Consider the following 24,893-nt stretch of genomic DNA (forward strand, 5'->3'; position numbering starts at 1 on the left):
GAGTGCTCATACGCGCGTTGTAACCATATTTTTGGCCGATCTCATTATTGCGTTGGTCTCCCCGTCGGTCCAATGACCGCCCGCCTGCAGGACCTTGCAAACTCTCTGTTTACTGTCCTCCAGAAGATAAATACGCTCTCCCCGTCCTTTCGAGGCCGTAAAAAAAACATGCGTTACTTTTCTTCCATCACCGGCTGCGCCGAATTCCTCGTAATACATCCTCGACTTCCTGGCTGCCTGTAGGGGGGACATATTGCTTTCCACGAGTCCGAAGAATTCGTCGGCCATCGTCTTACGAACGGCAAAGAGGTAGTCTTCTGCCTCGGGCCTGACTAATTGCCAAGGCTGATCTGCCACGTCCTCCACGGGCGCCTTGGCTTTTTTCGCATTCCCCTTAAGACGTCGTGCCGCTCTGGCTGCGTCCTCCTTTTTAGGACTGAGACCTTTACTAAAGGCTGAAGCCATCTTCCTGCCCGCATTCACAGCAGCTTTTGCACCCGCCGCCAAACCTGCACCGAGCGAAGCCAGTCCCAGGCCAAAACTGATCCAGCCCAATATCTCGCCGGCTTGAGAACCCGGGTCCAGCCCATTGACCACCTCGCTGGCAATACCGGCCAAGCCTGAAGCGACCGCCAGTCCCAATGCCGCCACTGCCCATGGCGTCGCCGCGCCCATCGTCACCACGCTGGCAACAATCCCGAGAATACTGAGACCGATGCCCAGGACCGATTGCCAAGAGATATGCCCGGTAGGGTCAACCCGATTGACAGGGTCGCCCAGGCAATAACTGTAGGCATTGACTCCGCCACCGCCGAATGGACTCATGCTATCGGGGGCAAGAAAACGCATCAGTGTCGGGCTATAGGCCCGGTAACCGTTGCCCAGCAGATACAGCCCGGTAACCGGATCCAGCTGTTCGCCGTTGAACCCCGCCAGGCTGAACAATCCGCCGTCGGCAGGACGGTGCCCATAAGGGCTGTAGGCGCAATCGGTGAGCTGTTCCTTGCCCAGCGTTGCCAGCACGCTTTGCTGCTGATCGGTGCCAAACAGCTGCGCGCCGACATTCAAACCACGTTGCTGTTGCCCTACGAGCGTTCCACCGTGACGGACCATACTGGATGAATTTTCACCACTCACCTCATTGGCGACCCGGCCTGCGTAGTAGTAACGCTGCGTAGTCACCTGATCGGGTTGCGACAGCTCAACCAGATCATCGAAACCGTCGTAATGGTAGCCACGAATGACTGAACCGCCTGCGCCGGACAATTGCTCGAGCCGTCCCAAAGCGTCATAGGCCAGGGTTCGCCCCTGGTCGTCCTTGATCATCCTGCCGCTGGCGTCGTACTCCAACGTCACTGCCGGCGGATAGTCGGCATGGGAATGTTTGACTGCGCTGAGCTGTGCAGGATCAGGATTGTCATAACTGAACGTAGTCAGATTGACGCCCAGCGGGAACTTCGTCTGCACGGTAAGAATGTTGTCCAGCACATCGAAGGTGAACGTCTGCCGAACAATTTCCTTACCGTATGGATCACGGGGCTTCTGCATGCCGGTACAGTCGTACTGGATCAGACGCCCGCGCGCATCGTAGGCGAATTGCTCGTCGCGCAATACTTGCGTGCCACGCCTGGACACTTTCTGCGCCAGTTTGCCAGCAAGCGTATAAGTCGATTCCAGCGTCTGGTCGGGCTGGCCCTGAATCTCGAATGTACGGCGGGTTTCGCGACCGATATCGTCATAGGCGAATCGGGTGATCATCTGCCGCTTGATCGACGTATCTTCGGTTTTCGTCCAGCCCAGCATCCCCGTCTGGACGTCATAGTGGAATTCGGTTTTCAACGAACCCTGCGTGGTAAATAGCAGGCGGCCGTGCTGATCATAGTCGGATCTGCATTCGGCTCCGAGTACATCGACATGGGTGATCGGTCGCCCCTGCAAGGAATAGGTACTGGACGTTTCTTTACTGATAGCGCCGAAGGTTGTCGTTTCGGTTTTGAGGCGTCCGGAGGGGTAATAGGTAAAGCTGCGTTCCCGGCCGTTTTCGGTACAGGTCAAGGGATTGCCACTGGCGGGGTCGTACGTCATGGTCGTGAGCAATGCGCCGACCTTGCGCTCCGTCAGTAAACTGCCCAGATCGCGCAAATAGGTGAATTCGGTTTTGTTGCCATCAGCACTCCTGTGCCACTGCGGTTGAGTGAAGCCCGCTTCATAACCAGCCTCGGACTTTCGTCCACCCACGGTACTTTGTATTAATCGACTTAAACCGTCATAAGCTTGCTGGCCCAACACTATGTCATCAACCTTGATGCCGATCGGTAGTCCCTCATCGCTATGCTCGGCATAGTCGGTCACGACCGTACTGGCGTCGGGCAGGACACTGCGGATTATCCGGTCATAAACGTCGTACTCATATCGAGTGGTATTGCCCAGAGGGTCTGTCTGGCTGGTTGTGCGTCCGTACCCGTCATAGGTGAAAGCGGTTTTGCCGAGACTCTTGTTCTTCAGATTGAAGCGCTCGAGACTGAGTGGCTTACCGAAATCATTGACGAGGGTGAGTGTCTTGCCCATTCCCTGAAACCAATGGGATTGCTGGCGAAGCACCGGATCCGCCTCACTATGCTCGATACGCCCATCGGCATGCAGCGTCTTGCTGACCTGGCCCCAGGAATCGAATTCGTAGCGGGTGCTAATCGGATAAGGCTTGCCATCACGCCAATCGGTCAGCGTCACTTCCACCTTGTGACCGACCGAATCATGCAGGGCGCAATAAAGCGTGCGAGCCTCGATGAGACCGTCTTTGTCGGGATGGTCGCAGTCCTTTTCCTGAACGGTGATGACCCGTTCCAGGCCGTCATAGGTCACTCTTTGCTCGCCACCGCCTGGATCCGTGGTCACCACTGTCGCCGGCTGCTGTTTGGTGGCGGCCAGATAGGCCCATTGGGTGGCAGCCGCATAAGGTGTGCCAGAAGCGACTGTTTTGCACACCGCACGGCCGATGGCATCGTATTGATGTTCGATGTGCTCGCCATCGACACCCGTTTCCGAGACCAGTAATCCGGTTAGCGTCGAGAGCATTTTTTCAGTGGTCTGCAGCTTGCCGTCAAATCCGCGTGTGCTGGACTTGACCCGCAATCTCTCACCCTCAAGTTCATAGGAAAATTCGGTAGAGGTTTTTTTATCATTCAGGGTGACACTTTGCTCTTTCGTAGCCCCGTGCTTGAGTGGGTCCTCAGGCGAGTTCAGATAACTGCGTTCGGTTTTCGAGCGTAAGACCTCAACGCCTTCCACCACTTCGCACAAACGCTCCTCAACCGGTACGACAGATGCCAGTTCCGTACCCTTCAATGCTGGCTGCAGTGCATAGTCGTAGTACGTGACAGTCGACGCACCCTCCGACGCGGCAGCACTGACCGTCCTCTTTCTCGGGAATCGGGTAAAACCCAGCGGATCCTCTGGGCAATTATCGCCACCACTGGCCGGATAAAATTCCGTCGAAGTCGTGACCCCACTCGGCTCAACCTGCTTGAGCAGGTTGCCTTCCTGATCGAACTCGGTGACGGTGGTTTCCACACGCTTTTGCTGGGTGCGTCGATCAAGGTACGTCACCGTATGCACCTTCGGCATGCGGAACTGAGCCACCTGGTCATTGAATGGCTTGGTGACGGAGCAGTGATATTCGGTGGCGGTTTCGATCTGCGCGTCGCCACAGGTGGTCGTCTCTGCGACGAGGAGATGAAACTTGTTGTAGGTGCGTTTGATGCGGGTGTGAACTTTGCCTTTTACCACCCACTTCTCATCCGAGGTGTATACGTAGTAGCCGGGCGCCTGATAGAGAGGATCCCCATCACTGTCTCTGGCCGGCAGCAGTCCCTGGCCGAGAAAGTTATGGTCGGAGTACTCGTAAGTCTTGCAGAGCCTGGGTTGGCCACGCCCTGGGTAAATATCGTGAGCGATGACAAACGGCAATGTCCGGTCAACGCCACTGACGAAGCGATGGCCTTGGCGCTTGTAGCGAATGATCTCTACACCGCGCAATGGGTTGACAAGGCGGTGCAAATAACTGGCCCCGTCAATCACCTCATATTCCAGCTCCCAACCTTTACCGAGCGGTAGCTCGATAGCCGTTACCCGAGCGTTTTTCAAGATCAACTTGTAGTTGGAACTAGAAGCAGTGTCGGGATGCCGGGTCAATATCACCTGGCCTGCCTTGCGTGTGACCCTCAAGAGGCAGCGCTTGGTGTCATTGATTTCGGTCAACTTGGGAAACCCGTTGAACAACTCATGCTTCAGCGTAACGCTGACACCGTTCGCCGCAATTATTTTCTCCGCTACGGCGAAATGACTGCCGGCCAGGACTTTCAGCAACTCACGCCGACCATCCTTGTATCGAACTTCATAGCGCTCTGCCCCAGTTACCAATACCCTCGCGGTTTGCAGCTTCATTTCCTTGAACTTCAGGCCGGCAGGCGTCTCGACAGCCTTGTAGCGTTCACCGTTGGACAAGGTCATGACTTTGCTCTGCAAATCATAACAGGGCATGGTCAGCGACCAGCCCGTACCGAAACCGACATCCGCCTGATTGAGCGGATTAAAACCCAGTGAAAATGCAAACTCGGGGCCATTGAGATCCGCTGAATGAAACTTTCCCAACGAAAGGGCGCAGGTGTACATGCCCGTGCGGGGATCAACGCCTCCGGAAACAAATTCACCAAAGTTGAAAGCGTTTGAATGAACAGCGGAAGATGAAGTGTTTGCCATGGAAAATCGTCCTTTACTTTCAGATTCAGAAAATTGCAAGTCCAATGGATCAGCGATGACTCGCTGATCCCATGACGAAATCAGGCAAACTGTCTCATCGGCCGCCTCGATTCACTCAGAACCAGAATGAATCGCTCGTTATCACCATCGATTGAAAGCCTGTGCTCCGAACCGAACTCATCGATCACTGCAAACTCGAATCCATCTTTATTTTTCGGATCAGCCTGCAAGTCAGCAGAAGCATATTGAACGAGGGTCAATTGTCCTGGCACTCCATTGATCGGGATATTCTGGTTACCGACGAGAGTGCGAAGCGTGGCGTTCACGCCATAAATCGGCGCCAGAAAACCATAAAATCCTGTTCGACTATTTAATGAAGTGGAATAAATTTTCCCAGACACATAAATCTTCACCGCGTCTGCAGAGTCATAAGGATGGAGTTTTACTTCACTGCTGTACCAGTCGAGCAGATGGATCTGCCGGCCATCCGCGTGAAGACCAATATGAAAACGTTGAACCCAGTCGTATCGGGCTCTCTGCTGTTGCTCAGCATATTTGGTCAGAGAGAAGCTGCTAACTGGATATTTTTTCGGCGGGATCGCCTCCAGCGTGACACTGCTGTCGAAGCCGACTCCGTTGGATCGCAACACCACGTCGTTCATGACAATCTCGGCTGCGACTTCCATGATTCCAGGTCGGGCAGCCGAAACCCAGAACTGAAAAATCTGTACCGGGTCAGAGTCGTCGCTTATCCGGTTATGCGTGACGCGCGGGACTTCAGTCAGCCGAGTTGCACCCCCCGTCATTTCGTGAGCATAACGGTTCTCCTGAAGCGATACGCTCCAGTCTCCTTCCAGAGGCCGAGAGCCGTTATAGGCGATCAATCGCAGCGACTGCAACGCCGGATGTCCATACAGTGACGCGCCGTCGCCATTGTTATCGATGCCGTGAAGAAGAACCAATACACGCACCTGCATGCGACCGTTGGCATAGAGCATTTTGTGCTGGCCAGACGTTGTGGCGTCGAGCTTTACCTCGATACGGGATATACCTACTTGTTCATCAATCATTTTACGATACCTTGCTGGCTGATAGATTTCGCCCTTTAAGGACTCAGCAAAGTATTGAGGCTTAACTTAAATTAAAACAGCCGAGACATTCGACAAATTATGAGAAGGCAATAATTTAACATCTCCATCACCAACTTACACAAATACTCACACACTCAAAAATTGCAAATATCACGACGCAAACTTTAACAACCTCATCCCTGAACCTCTGATTCCAGCACGCGGGGACTTTTCTCCCCTTCTGACTTAAGCTACACAGAATCAGAAGGGGAAGTCACCGGACAGCTACCCTTGTCAGTATATGTTATGAAGATAAAGAATCCGTCACCTTTACCAACATTTCAGTCACTGTCCGACCCTGTCGAAATCCCGCTTTCAGAAGATTCACTATCGGAGTCAGATTGTGAAACCACATCCTCCACCTGGATTTCCACCTTCCGATCCATACTGGAGTTTTCTAAATACTGACTAATCCGTTGCCTTGACGCTTCACTCAGCGGGTTATTCACTAAACCAACGAATAGATCCTGAGTATCCGGTATCTCAAACAACTCATATCCCACGTCGGAAATATTATTATCATGCAACGCCACGACACCCAGTTTCCTTAGCGCGTCTATGCCTGAAGGTACGTTGGAGAGATTTGCGTTGCTCAGCATCAATCCGGTTAAACCTGCCATGTAGCCTACCTGCGGAGCAACTGTCAGAGGGTTGTTTGCCAGATTCAATCGGGTAAGCGTTTCGATTCTGGACAATCCCTCGACGGTGACCTCGGATAGTGTTAGCGAGCACCCGTCCAGTGTTAGCTCGCTTAACTGGCGCATTTGGAATATTCCTGATGGGAATTCCCCGATTTCAATGCCAAAAATCCCTATTGATTGAACATTGGGAAAACTGTCAAGAAACGCCCCCATCCGTGCGCCCGGTTTTTCTACGGTCAGGATCAACTCCGTTACATATTCAAATCTGGTGGAAAGCCTTGGTAACTCACCCGAAAAATCGACATAGTGAGAAAAATGATAGTCTCCCTCCCCCCACTTTGACACCGACTTGCGCTGCCAGATATCTCGCAGCTTTGCGCTGAATCGCTCGCGAGCCTGGCGTCGCTCCGCCTGTGTGGTAGCGCCGTCTGGTTCCGATACCAGGGTATGAGGTGGCGGCCCATCGGCATTCCATATCGCCAGTTCATCGCACAACGTTGCAAATTCTTTTTCCAGACGAATCAATACACCGGCCGGATCATTCTTCAAACGTTCGTTGATGAACTTTGCCGCCTCCTCATGCGAAAGCTGCGGATAAAGATCATGTACCCGCTCCACGACGGACTTTGTCGATGCCGGTTGGCTGTCTCCCCCCCCATGCAACTGACCCCTTTGCCCGAATTGCACGGTGCCAAGGTCGACGTGGGGTAGCGGTGCGAGCTCGAGCAATTTGCTCACGGCTGCGCGCGTCGGCAGCGGCTGGGCACGGATCAATTGTCGCAGCGCTGCACCACCGTCTTTTGTCACACCGAGTAGCTGGCGTTGTTCGGGCAGCAACAGCAAAAAGAGTGCCGAACACAGATCTTTCGATCCCTGAGGTGAAGAGCCATCGCCACGGTGAGTGGCATAACCATCATTCTGGCGAATCAGTACGTGACGAAACGGTGAACGGGCATCGCCTATAGCGCCCAGAACGTCAGAGTCCGTCGCCCCCCGGCGAATCTCGATACGGATTTGCTGCGGCCATTTGGCAAGGTTGCCGAGCATATGCAGCATTAATCGATCACTGTCCGGGTTCGATACTGCCTCTAAATAAAGGCCTTCCCCGGCCCTGGCCAGACGGATTTCCCGCAGGGCTATCAGGATCTCTTGCGCAACTCGCTGTGGCATGCCCGGTTGATTGTGCATATGCAAACGCTCGCTGGCGCTGGTGGTGCGCCATATCGCTTGTGCGGCAGTTTTCGGCAGACCCGGAAATACCCGGCGCATGCGAAGAGTGTTTTCATCACAGTCGGCTTCGAACGCTTCTTCCAGGTTTTTGAACCGGCCGAACCGCTCAGAGGGTATCGGGTGCCCCTCTGCCTGAATCAGGTGATCAAGCTCGAATCGCCTGATGGTGTCCTTCAGCAAAAAAGGTGCGGGACGCTCATTGACGAGCACATCGCGCAGTAACGATTCACTGACCCCGCTCACGGCTAACATGCGTCCGACCGTCACGTCGCTGAACTGCGCTACGGAACGGCCCATCTGGCGAAAAAGCTGTGCGGTTTGCGCTGATATAGAATCGAGAAAAATGACGCTCTGGCTATCGAGCGGGCGCCACAACTGCCCCTCCTCGCCCGGTATCAGCCATGGGCCGGAGGGCTCGAGTTCGCGGGAGTTTGTTGCCCTGAACAGGCCGCTGCCTGGATCGGTGACGACCTGAACAAACTGACCATCGGCAATCGCGACATATTCGCGCCCCTTGAATATCCAGACGCCCCGAGAGCCGACCTTCATCAAACTCGTGGGCGCCAGCACCCGGAAACCCGCCAGCGCCTCCCCCGCTGTGGCATGAATCAATTCGTCTGCGACGGGATTCATCAGACTGACGCTGATCGCCTGCTCGGGATTAACCGAATCCACAATCGCAGGTTTCGGCCTGATCTCCGCAAGTCGAGGCTCGGTAAGGTGCGGCAGTGGTGAAAGGACTGTTTCGCTGTCCAGCGGCCGTCGCGAGCCGTCAGCGTCGAGATCCGGTTTTTTCGAAAGGCCGGTTGCAGGGTTACGGGGTGGTTTGCCAACCATTAATGCTCATCCTTGAGTGGTGGTGTGCTGGCTCCGCAGCACCGCGGAGCCAACAAACGTTTGTCTGTAAAGTATCGAACTTCGATCAATCATGGGATTGCCGAAGTTTCAGCTTACAGACTTGCACCCTCTTCAGCGGCATATATATCTACCACTTGTAACAGCTCAAGTTCGTCGCGCTGAAGTTATCCGCGCTCCAAATAAAATTGGCGCGCTGCAAAATCCGTACGAAGGGCAAGTTTGTGCTCAGTACCATACTGATCGATGGCCTGAAAGTGAAATACTTCAGCGTCGCTGCTTGCTGGCTCAATAGTGGAATACCCGGAGAGCGCCTGCACCACGGTCAACTCCCCGTCTCTGTCACTGACCTTGACCGAATAGCGTTTCTTCTTGGTTGATAAATATAACCAGCCCTGCGCGCCGAAACTGAGTATATCGGAGAGCGGCGGGCCGTCGAACGGCAACCATACTTCCTGCGTCTTTTGTTCAGGCAGAACAAAGATGCCTTGAAGATGATTGGTTGAAGACTCCCGCAGCTTGTTACCTTTGGCAAACATGCGGCTGCCTCGGCCACCTTCGGAAATCCAGTCCATCAGTTTGATTTGCTGTCCGCCTTGCGGATACAGCCCCAGATAATAGTTCCAGATGCGATTGCCCGGTTCTTCGTTCCCGCGCCGAACCGAGTACCAGCGGAAACTGTCGATGGAATAGGCAACGGGTTCCTTCGCAATCAGGCTCACGCTGCTGTCGTGGACACTGGAAAGCGTCGTGCCGTTACTGCGAATGACCTGCTGGTTTACCGTCACACGTGCGGCAACCTGGGTTTCTCCGGCACCGGCCGAAGATACCCAGAAGGTCCGTACCTGCGGATGCACGGAGTCATCCTCATCGGGCACAGTATTGGCGCTGTAGTGCGACTCCAGGGTGAATCTACCTTGCTCATCGCTGGCCTTCCAGCCATTGCTCAGCGGTTGGCCGCTGCTGTAATGAATGAGGCTGATGCTGTCCATCACTTCGGCCGGTACATGAACCGCATTGCCATCGGCATCGGCACCCGCTACAAGTACTTGTACTTTGGCTTGCATGCGGCCATTGCCGAAAAGTTCTTTGCTGCGCGTGCTTTCTGCCGCATCGAATTTAACTTTCAGCAATGTAAGGCTTTCAAAAGCCCCGACCATGGCTGGCTGAACCTGTGTCTCTTCCGTGACTTCACCCATGTTTGCACTTCCTTTGCTTTCGTATAATTTCAGAAAATCGACATCAGAGTTGATGTCCCTGAATTAATAACATTCAGCGCAAAGAAAGCGAAAAGCAAAACTGTAAGAAACATGCATTTACGCAGGCACGATTACAGCAAAAAAACCTGCTTGCCCCAATCGGAATCAGTGTTCGTCGTTATAAACGAACTTAGGCATTTCCCAATGAAAACGAATGGCCAAAAGACGTAACAGAAATCCGCCAAACAGAGTAATCAGAATCGCTTGCTCGCCTGGCACATTCAAGTACAGACACAGCATGTAGCACCACGCTGCGGCGAAGGAAACGCTCGCATAGAGCTCACGTCGAAAGATAAGCGGAATGTCATTGCAGAAGATGTCACGCAGGATGCCGCCGAACACCCCGGTGATCACGCCACTGACCGACGCCACCAGCATGCCGTGGCCCATTTCCAGCGCGGTCATGCAACCGATCAGGGTGAACGCCACCAGACCGACCGCATCGAGTACCAGAAACAGCGAGCGCAGGTGACGCATCCAGCGCGCGGTGAATACGGTAAACATCGCCGCGACCGACGTCAGCACCAGGTATTCCGGGTGCTTGACCCAGGTCAGCGGGTAATGCCCCAGCAACACGTCACGCACCGAACCGCCGCCCAGCGCCGTAATACAGGCGATCAGCACCACGCCAAACCAGTCCATGCCGCGGCGGCCGGCAGACAACGCGCCAGTCATGGCTTCAGCGGTAATGGCGATCAGATAGAGCATCAGCAGCATGATGGCGGTCCAGACAGGAAGGCGCGCAGTCTAGCCATTTCAGCACCGCACCAGAAGAGGGCGGAGGCGCATTGCCCTTTTCTGGCCAGGGAGCTTGCTCCCGCTGGAGCGCGAAGCACTCCCCTACATTTTTCAGCCATGACGGATGTGCAGATTTACGACTGCTACGCCGCCGGGCGGGAGCAAGCTCCCTCGCCACAAAAAACCATCAAGCGCATCAGAACTTGATGAAATGCTTGCGATAGTGCTGCAACTCGGCGATCGATTCGCGAATGTCGTCCAGCGCCAGGTGGGTGCTGCCCTTCTTGAAGCTGTCGCGCACGTCCGGTGCCCAGCGCGCGGCCAGTTCCTTGAGCGTCGAGACGTCGAGGTTGCGGTAATGGAAGTAGCTTTCCAGCGCTTTCATGTGGGTATAAAGGAAGCGCCGATCCTGGCAGATGCTGTTGCCGCAGATCGGTGACTTGCCCTTCGGCACCCACTGTTCCAGAAAGGCGATGGTCTGGGCTTCGGCTTCGGCCATGCTGATACGGCTGTCACGTACACGCTGGGTCAGGCCGGAGTTGCCATGGGTGCGAGTGTTCCATTCATCCATGCGCGCGAGCACTTCGTCGCTGTGGTGAATGGCGATCACCGGACCTTCGGCCAAGGTGTTGAGGTCGCTATCGGTAACGATAGTGGCCATTTCGATGATCACGTCGTTGTCCGGGTCCAGACCGGTCATTTCCAGGTCGATCCAGATCAGGTTCTGCGGGTTTTGCATATTCGGGCTCCTAGGCAATGCTGCGCAGTTTAGCCTAGGCAGGTGGCCGGGCGTGCTAAACTCGCGGCCGTTTTACCTAATCGCTGCATTCTTCAGACGGAACACCCATGGCCAAACGCCAACTCAATCGTCGCCAAAACTGGCGCATCGAAAAGATTCAAGGCGAGCGCGCCGCACGCGCTGCCAAACGCGAGTCCTCGGCGGTCGAAGCCCTCGAGGGCGGCGACTTGGGCCCGGAACAGCACGGTCTGGTGATCGCCCATTTCGGCGTGCAGGTTGAGGTCGAGGCCACCGACGGCGAACTCGCCGGACAAGTGTTCCGCTGCCATTTGCGCGCCAACCTGCCGGCGCTGGTGACGGGCGACAAAGTCGTCTGGCGTGCCGGCAACCAGGGCATCGGTGTGATCGTCGCACAACTGCCGCGCAGTACCGAACTCTGCCGCCCGGACAGCCGGGGCCAGCTCAAGCCGGTCGCGGCCAACGTTGACATGATCGTCATCGTTTTTGCCCCGCTGCCCGAGCCCCACGCCAACCTGATCGATCGCTACCTGGTCGCTGCCGAACACGCCGGCATTCGTCCGTTGCTGCTGCTGAACAAATTCGATCTGATCGACGAACACAACGCCCCGGCCCTCAACGCGCTGCTGGCGGTGTATCGCACACTGGGTTATCCGGTGCTGGAAGTCTCGGCGCATCACGGCAATGGCATGGAACAGCTGCAACAGCAGCTCGACGGACGCATCAGCGTATTCGTCGGCCAGTCCGGCGTCGGCAAGTCGTCGCTGGTCAACAGCCTGCTGCCGGACGTTGAGACCCGTGTCGGTCCTTTGTCCGAACTGTCCGGTCAGGGCACGCACACCACGACCACCGCACGCCTGTTTCACTTCCCCGGCGGCGGTGAACTGATCGACTCCCCGGGCATCCGCGAATTCGGCCTGGGCCACGTCAGCCGCGCCGACGTCGAAGCCGGCTTCATCGAGTTTGACGACCTGCTCGGCACCTGCCGTTTCCGCGACTGCAAGCACGACCGCGAGCCGGGTTGCGCGCTGCTCAAGGCGTTGGAAGACGGCCGCGTGCAACAGCAGCGCATGAACAGCTATCGCTCGATCATCGCCAGCCTGCCCGAAAACAACCATTAAACAGGCGCACCGGCGGCCCCTTCCCACGGGCTGCCGGTTGTCGGATCACGCCTGACAAACCCTGCCAAACTTAAACGTCAGATCTTTCCGAAAGACTGCGCTCGTTCGCTTGCAGGGCTTTTCTGTTTCGCCGCGCAGATCTTGTGAGCGCGCTCCAGAAGCCTACATTCGGGTCCTCCTTCGCACTTTCGCGACTTCCGAGGACCCTATGCAAACCTACCATTTGTTCATCAGCCATTCGTGGAACTACTCAGACAGCCACGACAATCTGGTCCGCCTGCTCAACGCCCATCCGACGTTCACCTACAAGAATTTTTCCGTGCCGCCGCACAACCCTATCGTCGGCGCGCGCACGGACAAGCAACTTGAAGAAGCCATCGAAAACAAGATTCGCCCCTGCTCGGCAGTGCTGATCATGGCCGGCATGTATTCGACCTACAGCAAATGGATCAACAAGGAAATCGAGATCGCCAAACGCATGGGCAAGGTGATCATCGCGATCAAGCCCTTTGGTGCCGAACGTATTTCCACGGTCGTGCGCAATGCGGCTCATGCCGAGTGCGCGTGGAACACCAACAGTATCGTCAGCGCGATCCGCCTGCACACGGCGGTGTAACCATGCGCAAGGGACTGTTTATCGGCATAAACGATTACTCGAACATTTCTGCGCTGAGCGGCTGCTGCAACGACGCCATGGCCATGGCCTCGGTGCTGAAGACCGACGCCAATGGCGACCCCAACTTCAAGAACATCGTGCTGACGTCCGCTGAAGATTATCTGAGTCGAGAGAAACTGGAGGACCAGATTCGCGAGCTGTTTTCCGGCGACTGCAACGTCGCACTGCTGTATTTCGCCGGACACGGCGGCTTCGATGCCGACACCGATGAAGGCATGCTGATCCCACAGGACTACCGCAGCGCCAAGGACGGCGTCCGTATCAGCGACGTCCTCAATTGGGCCAGCAAAGCCACGCGCATCAAAAACAAAGTGATCATTCTCGACTGCTGCCAAAGCGGCTCGGCCGGCGAGGTGCGCGCCTTGCGCAGTGAAAGCAGCACGGTCTGCGAAGGCATGACGATTCTGACCGCCTGCAAGAAAGAGCAGCCGGCGCTGGAGGGCGCGCAGCACGGCGTGTTTACCGGCCTGCTTTTGCAGGCGTTGCACGGCGGCGCCGCGAACATCCTCGGCAAGATCACTCCCGGCAGCCTGTACTCCTTCGTCGATAACGCCCTCGACGCCTGGGAACAGCGCCCGGTGTTCAAGACCAACGTTTCGCAGTTCATTTCCCTGCGTGAAGTCTCGCCGCTGATCCCCAAGGAAATCCTGCGCAAACTGCCCGACTGGTTCGCCGAGGCCGAGTCAGTCTTCGCGCTGGACCGAAGCTATGAACCTACCGAAGCGACCTTCGACCCGGCGCACGGCGAAATTTTCGCTCAGTTGCAGAAATGCAACCGCCACAGCCTGATCGAACCGGTCGACGCCGAGCACATGTACTACGCCGCGCTCAACGCCACCGGCTGCCGTCTCACCGCCCTCGGCGCCTATTACCGCGAACTCGCTCTGAAAGGACACTTCTGATGCCCGTTTTCATCAGCTACCGCCACATGGATCGCGCTCATGCGATCAACATCAATACGCGCCTGACCCAGGCCAACATCAAGACGTACCTCGACGTGCTGGATCCGGAATCGCAGACCACCGACGACATCACCGGGGTGATCACCCGCAACATCACCGAATGCACGCATTTGCTGGCAGTGGTTTCAGAGAAAACGGCGTTGTCGTGGTGGGTGCCGTTTGAAATTGGTGAGGCGACCATTAGCAACCGACGGATCTGTACGTTCAAAACCGGGCCGGCTGAACTGCCGATCTATCTGGACAAGTGGCCAAAGCTGAGCACGGCCAGCGATCTGAATTTCTTTATCGAGGCGTATCGCGAGGAGGTGTCGGACAAGCGGTCGATGGCCCTGGATTCAATCAGCGAGTCGGTGAAGGGAGCTTACAAGCGCAATGCGGAGATGTTTCATGAACAGCTGAAAAACCGGATTCGCCGCGGGTTCTAGAATCGCCTCACTTTTGAAAAGCCCCGTGAGGGGTGGCCGCTGATCAGGCAAAAAAAAACCGACATCGCTGTCGGTTTTTTTTGATCACTGCTTCGGCGCTGGCGCCGCCGCGCCCGGGTCAGCAGGTTTAGGCGCGGCGTCATCGAACAGATTCAAGCGTTCACGCAACTCGTGAGCCGGCACTGGCTGCTTGTCCGCCGGCAGCGCGTTCGGGTCGACCGGAGCTGCCGGAGCAGCGCCGTTCTGACTCTGATCGGCAGGCTTCGCCGCATCAGCACCTTGCGCGCCTTCGATGGCTGCCTGGGCTTTCTTGGTCAGCACGACGATGTCGATACGGCGGTTGACCGGGTTGAACGGGTTGTCCCGGTCGAACAATGCCGACGAGGCGTAACCGACCACCCGCGCCACCTGCGCATCGGGATAACTGCCGGCGACCAAGGCACGCCGAGCGGCGTTGGCGCGGTTGGCCGACAGTTCCCAGTTGCCGTAATCGCCCGTGCCAATGTACGGCTTGGCGTCGGTGTGGCCGCTGATGCTGATCTTGTTCGGCACCGCTTTGATGGTGTCGGCCATGGCCAGCAGAATGTCTTCAAAGTACGGTTTCAGGCGTGCGGAGCCGGAGTCGAACATCGGCCGGTTCTCGGCATCCATGATCTGGATGCGCAAGCCGTTCGGCGTGATTTCGAAGAGGATCTGATCCTTGAACTTCTGCAACTGCGGGTTCTCGTCGACCTTGTTCTGCAGTTCTTGCAGCAACAACTCCAGCCGCTCCTTCTCAACCTGCTCGGCCATGCCTTCAACCTGTTCGGTATCGACCGTGACCTTGTCCGGTTGCGGCTGCGACTTCACTTCCGGGTTGAGGGTGTTTTCCGGGGCCAGGGTTGGCGTACCGCCCAGGTCGATGATGTACGGCGTGCCGCTTTCGGAGAAACCGACCGGGTCCTTGAAGTAACCGGCGATGGCGATCTTCTGCTCCGGCGTCGCGGTGGAGAGCAGCCACAACACCAGAAAGAACGCCATCATCGCCGTCGCAAAGTCGGCGAAGGCGATTTTCCAGGCTCCGCCGTGGTGCCCGCCGGCAATGCGCTTGACGCGCTTGACTATGATCGGCTGATTATTTTCCATGTCTTAACGACCGCGAACTGCTTGTTCCAGCTCGGCGAAGCTCGGACGGTGGGCCGGATACAGAACCTTGCGCCCGAACTCGACCGCCAGCGACGGCGGCATGCCGGACGCCGAAGCCACCAGCGAGGCCTTGATGGCTTCGTAGACGTTGAGTTCTTCCTTGGCATCGTGGGCCAGGGAGTGCGCCAGCGGGCCGAAGAAACCGTACGCCGCGAGAATACCGAAGAACGTACCGACCAGTGCCGCACCCACGTGCAGACCAATCGACGCCTGGTCACCTTCGCCCAGCGACGCCATGGTCACCACGATACCGAGTACCGCCGCGACGATACCGAAACCGGGCATGCCATCAGCGATACCGTTGACCGCGTGCGATGGGTGTTCGAGGTCTTCCTTCAGGCTGTACAACTCCATGTCGAACAGGCCTTCGAGTTCGTGCGGAGCCATGTTGCCGGAGGACATGATGCGCAGGTAATCGCAGACGAACGCGGTCATGCGTTCATCCTTGAGCACGGCCGGGTACTTGGCGAAGATCGGGCTCGCCGCGGCATCTTCGATGTCGCCTTCGATAGCCATCATGCCTTCGCGGCGGCTCTTGTTGAGGATCTCGTAGATCAGGCCGAGCACTTCCAGGTAGAAAGTGTGGCTGAAGCGCGAGCTGAACATGCTCAGGGATTTCTTGAGCACGTGCATGGTCATGTAGCCGGGGTTGGCCTGGAGGAACGCGCCAAGGGCCGCACCGCCGATGATCAACACCTCGAAGGGCTGGATCAGGGCGGCAATCTTGCCGTGGGAGAGCACGTATCCGCCGAGCACGCTCGCGAATACGACGATGATGCCGATAATTTTAGCCATAGGTAGAAGGTACTTACTTAAGTCGGGTTCAAGGTCATATTCGGAAGTTAAAAAATCTCTTCTTCTACTTATCGGCAAAACTGCGCCAGACTATAGCCAGTTCAGGCGAAAAGCCAATTTAGCCCATGCCGGGCGCGTCTACAGTCAGTGAAGATCTCGTCCAGACATGGCTAATGAAACGAACGTCCCATCCGCAATTCCGACCACCATCGCCGGCTGGGTCAAGCTGCTCGACAGCGTCCCCCTGCCCGTGCCGCAAGAGGCACACGACAAAGTCTGCCGGGCGATCCGTGACAATCGCAGCTCGCTGCGCGACATCGCCGACCTGATGCAGGACAGCCCGGCGCTGGCCTTGAGCATCATCCGTGAGGCGAATCGTCACACCCACGGCGCCATGGCTGCGCCGGCGGAAAACCTTGAGGTCGCGATCAATCGCCTGGGCCTGGCCCGCACCGAAGAACTGCTGGCGCGCCTGCCCGCCGCACCGCACATGCAGATCCCCAAGGCCCTGCGCCAGCTGCAAATGATCAGCCAGCACGCGACGCAACAGGCCAACGGTTTTTTCGCCAGTCGCCTGGCGCGGCTGTGGCAGGATATCCATTGGGGCAGCCTGCTGTTTCTCTCGCCGTTGTGGCCGCTGGCGCTGACCTTTCCCCGACTGCTCGAAGAATGGGAACTGCGGGTTATCCACAAGGGTGAACCGGCACAGGCCGTCGAGAAGCAACTGTTCGGCGTGCGCCTGCTGAGCATCGCGGCGGCGCTGGTGGAAGCCTGGCACCTGCCGATCTGGGTTCAGCAAGGCTACAAATTGCTGCTTGGTGAGCAGCGCGAGCTGGTCAAAGTGCTGCGCATTGCCCGCGACAGCGAGCATCCGCTGCGCCAGCAAAATCGCCTCGACGAAGACCCGACCCTGCGTCGCTGGCTCAATCAGCCGGCCAATACCGTGCTGCTGGCAAACGGCCTGGCACTGTCGGCGCAACAGGCCTGGGACTGTCCGCACAGCGCGCGCTGGCAATACCTGACCAGCCTTTATTTGCAGATGCCGATGGACGAGGTGCAGCAACAACTGCACCAGCAGGCCGCGAACAGTGCCCGTCATCACGCCATGCCCGATCTCTGGCATCCAGCGGTAGCGCTGCTGTGGCCGTGGGGCGCCCGGCGCTTGCCTGCGGGAATGTTACCGGCGGCAGCGCCGAACGCCGAAGACTTGAGTCAGTGGCGTCGGCAATGTGCCGAACTGCTGGCCGAACCCAGCCGTTTCACCAACGCCATGAGCCTGACCGTCGCCGCACGTGACGCACTGGTGGCCAGCGGCATGCGCCGGGTGATGGTGCTGATGGCTGATCGCACCCATTCGACGCTGCGCGTGCAGCAGGCCGCCGGCCTGCCAAAAGAAGCCGCGGCGCTGAGTTATGCCGTCAGCCAAAGCAAGGTCCTGCAACGCCTGCTCGCCCAGCAGGCGCAAGTGCGGATCACCCCTGAGAACAACGCGCAGTTTTCCGCGCTGCTACCGCCGAGCCTGCGCACGCTGTTTCGTGGCGAGCATCTGTTTCTGCGCTCGCTGGTCAATAACGGTCGGGTGATCATGATCGTTGTCGCCGATCAGGGTGGCGGGCCGTTCGCCGAGATCACCGTGCAAGCCTTCGGCAAAACCGCGCAGTGCATCGAAAAAGCCCTGCACAGCTTTAGCAGCCGTGGCCGATGAGGCTGCGCTACAATCCTCCCCTTTGTGCTCTGGAGACCTCACATGTCTGACTTCTCTGGCTTGCCGCTCGTCATCGAGCCGAGCGACCTGCTCCCGCGTCTCGAGTCTGACAACCTGATTCTGGTGGACCTGACCAGCGCAGCCCGCTATAGCGAAGGCCATTTGCCCGGCGCACGCTTTGTCGACCCGAAACGTACCCAGCTCGGCCAGCCGCCGGCGCCGGGGCTGCTACCGGCCAAAGCCGATCTGGAAGCGCTGTTCGGCGAGCTGGGCCATCGCCAGGACGCGGTCTACGTGGTGTATGACGACGAGGGCGGCGGCTGGGCCGGACGCTTTATCTGGCTGCTCGATGTGATCGGTCACGACAAATACCACTATCTGGACGGTGGCCTGCCGGCATGGCTGGCCGCAGGCATGCCGATGTCGATCCAGGTGCCGGCGGCCGTTGGCGGCCCGGTATCGCTGACGCTGCACGATGAGCCGACCGCCACCCGCGAATACTTGCAAAGCCGTCTCGGCGCCGCCGATCTGGCGATCTGGGACGCGCGCGGGCCGCTGGAATATTCCGGTGAGAAGGTCCTCGCCGCCAAGGGCGGACATATCCCCGGTGCGGTCAATTTCGAATGGACTGCCGGGATGGACCAGACCCGTCAGCTACGCATTCGCAAGGACATGCCACAAATCCTCGAACAGCTCGGGATCACCAAGGACAAAGAAGTCATTACCCACTGCCAGACCCATCACCGGTCGGGCTTCACTTATCTGGTGGCCAAATCCCTCGGGTATCCGCGGGTCAAGGGCTACGCCGGTTCATGGGGCGAATGGGGCAACCACCCCGACACGCCTGTCGAGATTCAAGCTTCCAAGGACAACTAATGAAAGAGCGTCTGTTTATCCTCAGCCAATACCTGCTGCCGCACCACCTGCTGTCGCGTCTGGCCGGCTGCATTGCCGAGTGCCGCGTGCGCTGGTTTAAAAATGCCTTCACCCAATGGTTCGCCAAGCGTTATCAGGTGGACATGTCCCAGGCACTGGTCGAAGACCTGACCGCCTACGAGCACTTCAATGCCTTTTTCACCCGCGCCCTGAAAGACGGCGCGCGTCCGCTGGACGCGACCCCGGGCGCGATTCTCAGCCCGGCCGACGGTGCAGTCAGCCAGCTCGGCCCGATCGAGCACGGTCGCGTGTTCCAGGCCAAGGGCCACAGCTTCAGCGTGCTCGAATTGCTCGGCGGTGATGCGGCCAACGCCGCGCCGTTCATGGGGGGCGACTTCGCCACCATTTACCTGTCGCCGAAGGACTACCACCGCGTGCACATGCCGCTGGCCGGCACCCTGCGCGAAATGGTCTACATCCCGGGGCGGATTTTCTCGGTCAACCAGACTACCGCCGAAAACGTCCCGGAACTGTTCGCCCGCAACGAGCGCGTGGCGTGCATCTTCGACACCGAGCGCGGGCCGATGGCTGTGGTGCTGGTCGGCGCGATGATCGTCGCTTCGATCGAAACCGTATGGGCCGGTCTGGTCACGCCACCCAAGCGCGAACTGAAAACTTTCCGCTACGACGAAGCCGCCCGCGCACCGATTCATCTGGAAAAAGGTGCTGAACTTGGGCGCTTCAAGCTGGGTTCGACGGCGATCGTGCTGTTCGGCGCGGATCAGGTGAAGTGGGCTGAAGGGCTGGTGGCTGGTTCGCCGGTGCAGATGGGCCAGGGTCTGGCACTGCCGAGAGTGTGACAACCTTTGCGGAAGCAGCCAGCGCTGCTTCCGCAAAGTGCTGTATTTGCTGCTATGGTTTTTGGCATGAGCCAGACCATATCCTCCCCCCAGTTGCGTGCTCCTACTCCCACCCAATCGCGCCTGTCGTTTTGCGACGCCAGCCCGCGCGACCTCAAGCGCTGGATCGCCGGCCTGCCCAAGGCCAACATCGGCGAAACCGCCCGCCTGCTCTATCAAGGCCTGGGCGAACTCAACGTTTTGCTAACGCCCAGCAATAATCGTCTGCAACTGCTGGAGCTGTTGCGGCCCGAGGTGTATTTCGTCTGCCAGCATCTGGAACGGCACTTTCTGCATCAGGCGATCATGCTCGATGAGCGCTCGCGCAAGGTCAGCAACCTGTGTCAGGCGCTGCAAGGCCATCTGGCGATCGGCTACAAACAGATCGTGCTGCGCATCGCGCCCAAGTACAGCAAGGACCGCGCGGCACTGGTCAGCACCGCGCTGCAACGCGCCGCTCATGCGCTCAAGGGACAATTGGTGCGCGCCACGCAGCTGTACAGCTCACCGCCCGAACAGGTGTGGTTCGAACTGCATCAGTTGTATCGCAGCGCCACCGAATTGCAGTTGCAACAGCGCCCGGTGCGCGATGACCTGGCCTTTCTGACCAGCGAACTGAGCGTCGAACAGACCTACGTCGCCGCCCTGTTGCTGGGCAGCGCCCGTTGCAACCAGCTGCGTCAGAGCCAGATTGCCCGGCTTGCCGAGGTAATCGAGCCATGGAGTGCTCTGCTCAAGCTAAATCCGGGCCGCGCCGACGGCGGTTTGTTTGCGATCAGCCCGGACCTTGACGTCGGTCCGCGCTACCGGAAGATGTTTCGCAGCGAACAACAGAGCGCACTGCTGGGCTTCGACCCACAACCGCTGGTCCAGCAGCTCGAAACGCACTTGCTGCATCAGCCGACCTCGCCGCCCTTACCCATCTCCGCCGGCCTGAGCGTCGACACCCTGCAACATCTGCACGCCACTTGGGGACAGACTGCCGAACGCAGCTTTCAGCGCATTGCCGGTCAAGGCGCCTTGACAGTGTGCGTCGGCATGAGTGCGTTGCATTTCTATCTCGCCGGCGAGCGTACCTTCAGCGAACTGCTCAAACACCCCGGCGCCCGTGCGGCGAATTTCAGCAGTGTGGTAGCCAAGGGTGAAAAGGACAGCTGGAGCCAAGCGTTTGACGCGGCACCGCAAGGCAACGATGAGCTGCTGCCTTATGAGGAAATCCAATACGACCAATTGGCCGAAGACGAAAGCCCAGGCCATGCCCCGAACTATCCAACCTACGCCTTGCCCGTAATCAACCACAGCCCCGGCGGTTATTGCCTGGCCTGGCCAAGCGAGGTGCCGGCCGAATTGCAGGCCGGGGAAATGCTCGGCATTCAGGACAGCGAGAGCAAGGGTTGGAGCATTGCGGTGATTCGCTGGATTCGTCAGGTGCGCGGCAGCGGTACGCAGATGGGTATTGAACTGGTTGCGCCACACGCCCAACCCTGTGGACTGCAACTGGTGCGTACGAAGGACGATCACAGTCAGTACTTGCGCGGTTTATTGCTGCCGGAAATCAGCGCGATCGATGTGCCGGCCACGGTGCTCGCGCCGCGCCTGCCATTTCAGGAGGGCAACAAGGTGGTCATCAACACACAAGGCGAAGAACACCGCGCCGGACTGGATCGGCGGGTGGCGAGTACGCACAGTTTCAATCAGTTTGCTTATCGTTCGCTGGAGGCTGCGCAAAATGCCGGGGGCGAGGAAGATTTTGATTCGTTGTGGAAGTCGCTCTAGACCGAGGTGCGGCCTTCGCGAACAGGCTCGCTCCCACAGGGGAATGAGGTCTCCTGTGGGAGCGAGCCTGCTCGCGAAATGGCCGGGTCAGTCGATAGAAGACTTAGAGCTGACCGTCGCGATCGCGCAAGCCCAGCAGATACAACACTCCATCCAGCCCCAACGTTGAGATCGCCTGCTTCGCCGACTGCTTGACCAGCGGCTTGGCGCGAAACGCTACGCCCAGCCCGGCAATCGCCAGCATCGGCAGGTCATTCGCGCCGTCGCCGACCGCGATGGTCTGCTCCAGACGCAGGCCTTCTTTGTGCGCCAGTTCCCTGAGCAGATCGGCCTTGCGTTGCGCATCGACGATCGGCTCGATCGCCACGCCGGTGCACTTGCCGTCGACCACTTCCAGCTCGTTGGCGAACACGTAGTCGATGCCAAGCCTGGCTTGCAGTTGCTTGGCGAAATAAGTGAAGCCGCCGGACAGGATCGCGGTTTTGTAGCCCAGGCGCTTGAGTTCGGCGAACAGGGTTTCGGCGCCTTCGGTCAAGCGCAGCGAGGCGCCGATCGAGTCGAGCACGCTGACGTCCAGACCTTTGAGCAAGGCCAGGCGCTCTTTGAAACTGGCGCGAAAATCCAGCTCGCCGGCCATGGCCCGCTCGGTGATTTCCGAGACCCGATCGCCGACGCCGGCGGCCTTGGCCAGTTCGTCAATCACTTCCGCCTCGATCAGGGTCGAGTCCATGTCGAACACCGCCAGACGCCGATTGCGGCGAAACAGCGAATCTTCCTGGAAGGCGATATCGACATTCAACGCCTGCGCGACGCTGAGGAATTCGGCGCGCAGTGCTTGCGGGTCAGCCGCTTCGCCACGCACGGAAAACTCGATGCAGCCTTTGCCCTTGTCAGCCGGCGTGTCCAGCGGCATACGGCCCGACAGACGGTCGATATGATCGATGTTCAAACCGTATTTGGCAGTGATCGCACTGACTGCCTGCAATTGGCCGGCGGTCACTTTGCGCGTCAGCAGGGTGACGATATGGCGTTTCTTGCCCTGATTGCCCACCCACTGCTGGTAATCCTCTTCGGACACCGGGGTGAAGCGCACTTGCTGGTCAAGTTCGTAACCCTTGAACAGGATGTCCTTGAGCACCGACTTGCCCTGCTCGGAATCGGGGATTTCAACCAGAATGCCGAACGACAGGGTGTCGTGGATCACCGCCTGACCGATGTCGAGAATGTTCACACCACCTTGTGCCAGGACACCCGTAATGGCCGCTGTCAGACCCGGACGGTCGACTCCCGTGATGTTAATCAGGACGATTTCGCGCAACGCGCACCCCCGCAGCTGGAAAAAAACCGCATTCTACCCACTTTCAGTGACCATCGGGCACCGCGAGCGCTTTGCCGGTCTAGGGCCTGTCGCTATACTGCGCGTCAACTTCACGGACAAAGAGCCGAGCTCAAGTGAACCGGCCCACGCCAGTTAAAACCGATAACTTCTTCCTGCTGATCTTCCGTGCACTGCGCCACCGCCGTGTGCCGATTGCATTGCGCATTGCCAGCCACAACGTGATCCTGGTCGCTCTGGCCCTGGTGATCTATGCCGGGGTGATGGGGCTGCAATTCAAGCAGGCCATGCACGAGCAGGCCGATGCGCTGGGCGAGAGCCTGACCACGCAGACGGCGACATCCGCCACCGAACTGCTGGTGTCCAACGACATCCTCAGCCTCAACGTGCTGCTCAACAACCTGACCAAGAATAAACTGGTGGCCCATGCGGCGATCTACAGCGTGGACAACCGTATCCTCGCCGAGTCCGGTCAGCGCCCCAAGCACAGCCTGTTGGGCGAAGCCGAAGGCATGTACGAGAGCAAGATCACGTTCCAGGACGTGACCGCCGGCCAACTGCGTATCAGCCTGGACATGGATCAGTTCCAGCAGCCGATGACCATCAGCCTGCAAAGCATGGGCATCCTCAGTGCAATCCTGCTGGCGCTTTCGCTGGCCTTGAGCCTGCGTATGGGCCGCTATCTGTCCACGCCACTGCTGCAATTACGCGTGTGGCTGCGCCGGATCGACGAACACACGCCGGGCATTGATCGTCAGGATGAGATCGGCGATCTGGCGCGCCAGCTGCACGCCAGCTACGCCCCGGAACCAGCCCCTGAGCCGGAACCTGAATTCGAAGATGAAGACGAGCCGGAATTCGAGGTGCGTAACCTGCGCGATCCGAGTTTTGACGAAACCCGTCCGTTGGCCGCACAGAAACCGGCACCGCGGCACCTGGTCAGCACGGTTGAGGATGATGACGACGATGACGCCTTCGCCGACCTGCGCGACGAATCGCTCAACGGCGCCGTGCAACCGCTCACTCGCAAACCGACCCCGAACGTGCCGCAACACACCGCCGTGCTGGCTGTGCAACTGGGTTCCCAGGAGCAATTGCGCCGCCTGCCCCGGGCACGTCTGGAAGAGTTGCAGGAGCGCTATCGCGACTGCCTCGAACAGGCCGCCTCGCTGTATCAGGGCGAAATCGAGACCCTGAACGATGGCAGCACGCTGATGCTGTTCCACACCGAAGACAGCGGCGACGATTACCTGACCAACGCGATCTGCTGCGGCGAACTGCTGCGTGCGCTGGGTCATCAATTGCAGATCGAAGTCGCCGACAGCGGCATTACCCTGCAATTGCAATTGGGCTTGACCCTGGGCGATGAGTTGTTCGGCCTGAGCCAGATCGACCTGCTGCTGACCGACTCGGCCCAGGATGCCCTGGCCTTGTCGCAGCACAGCCGCAACCTGCTGCTGGTAGAACGCAAGATCAGCGATGACGTGCTGATCCGTCAGCGCGCGCGGATCCGCCCGATTGCCAGCCCTGAGGGCGCTTGCTGCGTCGAGCGCTTGATGGAGCCTTATCCCTCGATGCTGGAACGGCAACTGGCGCGGATGCATGAGCGCCGGGCGTAAATCTTAAGCCCGATACACCAAAGCCCGTCGACACGTGTTTGTCTGCGGGCTTTTTGTTGCCTGACACCGCGCCTTCGCGGGCAAGCCCGCTCCCACAGGGTTTTGTGTTCACTCAGATATCTGCGGCCCAGCGCAGATCCACTGTGGGAG

At 58.3% G+C, this 24,893-nt stretch carries 18 protein-coding genes; 9 read left to right on the top strand and 9 right to left on the bottom strand.

Going from position 1 to position 24,893, the window contains the following annotated elements; genetic code table 11:
* Window positions 1-6: 6 nt before the first annotated feature.
* From HU765_RS16320 to orn, 6 genes are all read right to left on the bottom strand, one after another.
* On the bottom strand, window positions 7-4,758 hold the full coding sequence (locus HU765_RS16320; protein ID WP_186621709.1) for an RHS repeat-associated core domain-containing protein: 4,752 nt from the start codon (window positions 4,756-4,758) through the stop codon (window positions 7-9).
* Between the two features lie 80 nt (window positions 4,759-4,838).
* Complete coding sequence (locus HU765_RS16325) at window positions 4,839-5,828, bottom strand: hypothetical protein (protein ID WP_186621711.1); 990 nt, start codon at window positions 5,826-5,828, stop codon at window positions 4,839-4,841.
* A 341-nt stretch (window positions 5,829-6,169) separates the two neighbouring features.
* Window positions 6,170-8,596, bottom strand: a complete 2,427-nt coding sequence (locus HU765_RS16330) for a leucine-rich repeat domain-containing protein (protein ID WP_186621713.1) — start codon at window positions 8,594-8,596, stop codon at window positions 6,170-6,172.
* A 185-nt stretch (window positions 8,597-8,781) separates the two neighbouring features.
* Complete coding sequence (locus HU765_RS16335) at window positions 8,782-9,813, bottom strand: hypothetical protein (protein ID WP_186621715.1); 1,032 nt, start codon at window positions 9,811-9,813, stop codon at window positions 8,782-8,784.
* A gap of 165 nt (window positions 9,814-9,978) precedes the next feature.
* A complete protein-coding gene (locus tag HU765_RS16340) occupies window positions 9,979-10,593 on the bottom strand; it encodes a trimeric intracellular cation channel family protein (protein ID WP_186547712.1) in 615 nt (204 codons plus the stop codon).
* 214 nt (window positions 10,594-10,807) lie between these two features.
* On the bottom strand, window positions 10,808-11,350 hold the full coding sequence (gene orn / locus HU765_RS16345; protein ID WP_186547680.1) for an oligoribonuclease: 543 nt from the start codon (window positions 11,348-11,350) through the stop codon (window positions 10,808-10,810).
* A 107-nt stretch (window positions 11,351-11,457) separates the two neighbouring features.
* Between orn and rsgA the strand changes: the two genes are divergently transcribed.
* The 4 genes from rsgA (at window position 11,458) to HU765_RS16365 (ending at window position 14,552) form a co-directional block, all read left to right on the top strand.
* Window positions 11,458-12,489, top strand: a complete 1,032-nt coding sequence (gene rsgA, locus HU765_RS16350; RefSeq protein WP_186547682.1) for a small ribosomal subunit biogenesis GTPase RsgA — start codon at window positions 11,458-11,460, stop codon at window positions 12,487-12,489.
* Window positions 12,490-12,697: 208 nt separating this feature from the next.
* A complete protein-coding gene (locus HU765_RS16355; protein ID WP_186547684.1) occupies window positions 12,698-13,105 on the top strand; it encodes a TIR domain-containing protein in 408 nt (135 codons plus the stop codon).
* Between the two features lie 2 nt (window positions 13,106-13,107).
* The gene (locus HU765_RS16360) at window positions 13,108-14,067 is read left to right on the top strand and encodes a caspase family protein (protein ID WP_186547686.1); all 960 of its coding nucleotides are present in this window, start codon (window positions 13,108-13,110) and stop codon (window positions 14,065-14,067) included.
* On the top strand, window positions 14,067-14,552 hold the full coding sequence (locus HU765_RS16365) for a toll/interleukin-1 receptor domain-containing protein (protein WP_186621717.1): 486 nt from the start codon (window positions 14,067-14,069) through the stop codon (window positions 14,550-14,552). The genes HU765_RS16360 and HU765_RS16365 overlap by 1 nt, the downstream gene beginning before the upstream one ends.
* A gap of 84 nt (window positions 14,553-14,636) precedes the next feature.
* Here HU765_RS16365 and motB read toward each other — a convergent pair whose 3' ends face one another.
* Complete coding sequence (motB, locus tag HU765_RS16370; RefSeq protein ID WP_186547690.1) at window positions 14,637-15,677, bottom strand: flagellar motor protein MotB; 1,041 nt, start codon at window positions 15,675-15,677, stop codon at window positions 14,637-14,639.
* Between the two features lie 3 nt (window positions 15,678-15,680).
* The gene (gene motA, locus HU765_RS16375; protein ID WP_186547692.1) at window positions 15,681-16,532 is read right to left on the bottom strand and encodes a flagellar motor stator protein MotA; all 852 of its coding nucleotides are present in this window, start codon (window positions 16,530-16,532) and stop codon (window positions 15,681-15,683) included.
* Between the two features lie 166 nt (window positions 16,533-16,698).
* Between motA and HU765_RS16380 the strand changes: the two genes are divergently transcribed.
* From HU765_RS16380 to HU765_RS16395, 4 genes are all read left to right on the top strand, one after another.
* Window positions 16,699-18,237: an HDOD domain-containing protein gene (locus HU765_RS16380; RefSeq protein ID WP_186621719.1), complete on the top strand. Its 1,539-nt coding sequence runs from the start codon at window positions 16,699-16,701 to the stop codon at window positions 18,235-18,237.
* 42 nt (window positions 18,238-18,279) lie between these two features.
* Entirely contained in the window at window positions 18,280-19,113 is an 834-nt protein-coding gene (rhdA, locus tag HU765_RS16385) for a thiosulfate sulfurtransferase (RefSeq protein ID WP_186621721.1), read from the top strand.
* Window positions 19,113-19,973 (top strand): archaetidylserine decarboxylase, encoded by an 861-nt coding sequence (asd, locus tag HU765_RS16390; protein ID WP_186621723.1) that lies wholly within the window; start codon window positions 19,113-19,115, stop codon window positions 19,971-19,973. The genes rhdA and asd overlap by 1 nt, the downstream gene beginning before the upstream one ends.
* Before the next feature lie 66 nt (window positions 19,974-20,039).
* Window positions 20,040-21,788 (top strand): molecular chaperone, encoded by a 1,749-nt coding sequence (locus HU765_RS16395; protein WP_186621725.1) that lies wholly within the window; start codon window positions 20,040-20,042, stop codon window positions 21,786-21,788.
* Window positions 21,789-21,891: 103 nt separating this feature from the next.
* On the opposite strand, the gene serB is transcribed toward HU765_RS16395, so the two are convergent.
* Entirely contained in the window at window positions 21,892-23,106 is a 1,215-nt protein-coding gene (gene serB / locus HU765_RS16400) for a phosphoserine phosphatase SerB (RefSeq protein WP_186547702.1), read from the bottom strand.
* A 134-nt stretch (window positions 23,107-23,240) separates the two neighbouring features.
* Here serB and HU765_RS16405 point away from each other — a divergent pair, with 134 nt between their 5' ends.
* Window positions 23,241-24,743, top strand: a complete 1,503-nt coding sequence (locus HU765_RS16405) for an AhpA/YtjB family protein (RefSeq protein WP_186621727.1) — start codon at window positions 23,241-23,243, stop codon at window positions 24,741-24,743.
* The last annotated feature ends 150 nt before the right edge of the window (window positions 24,744-24,893 follow it).

The organism is Pseudomonas sp. SWRI81 (genome assembly GCF_014268545.1).
Taxonomy (GTDB): Bacteria; Pseudomonadota; Gammaproteobacteria; order Pseudomonadales; family Pseudomonadaceae; genus Aquipseudomonas; species Aquipseudomonas hamedanensis.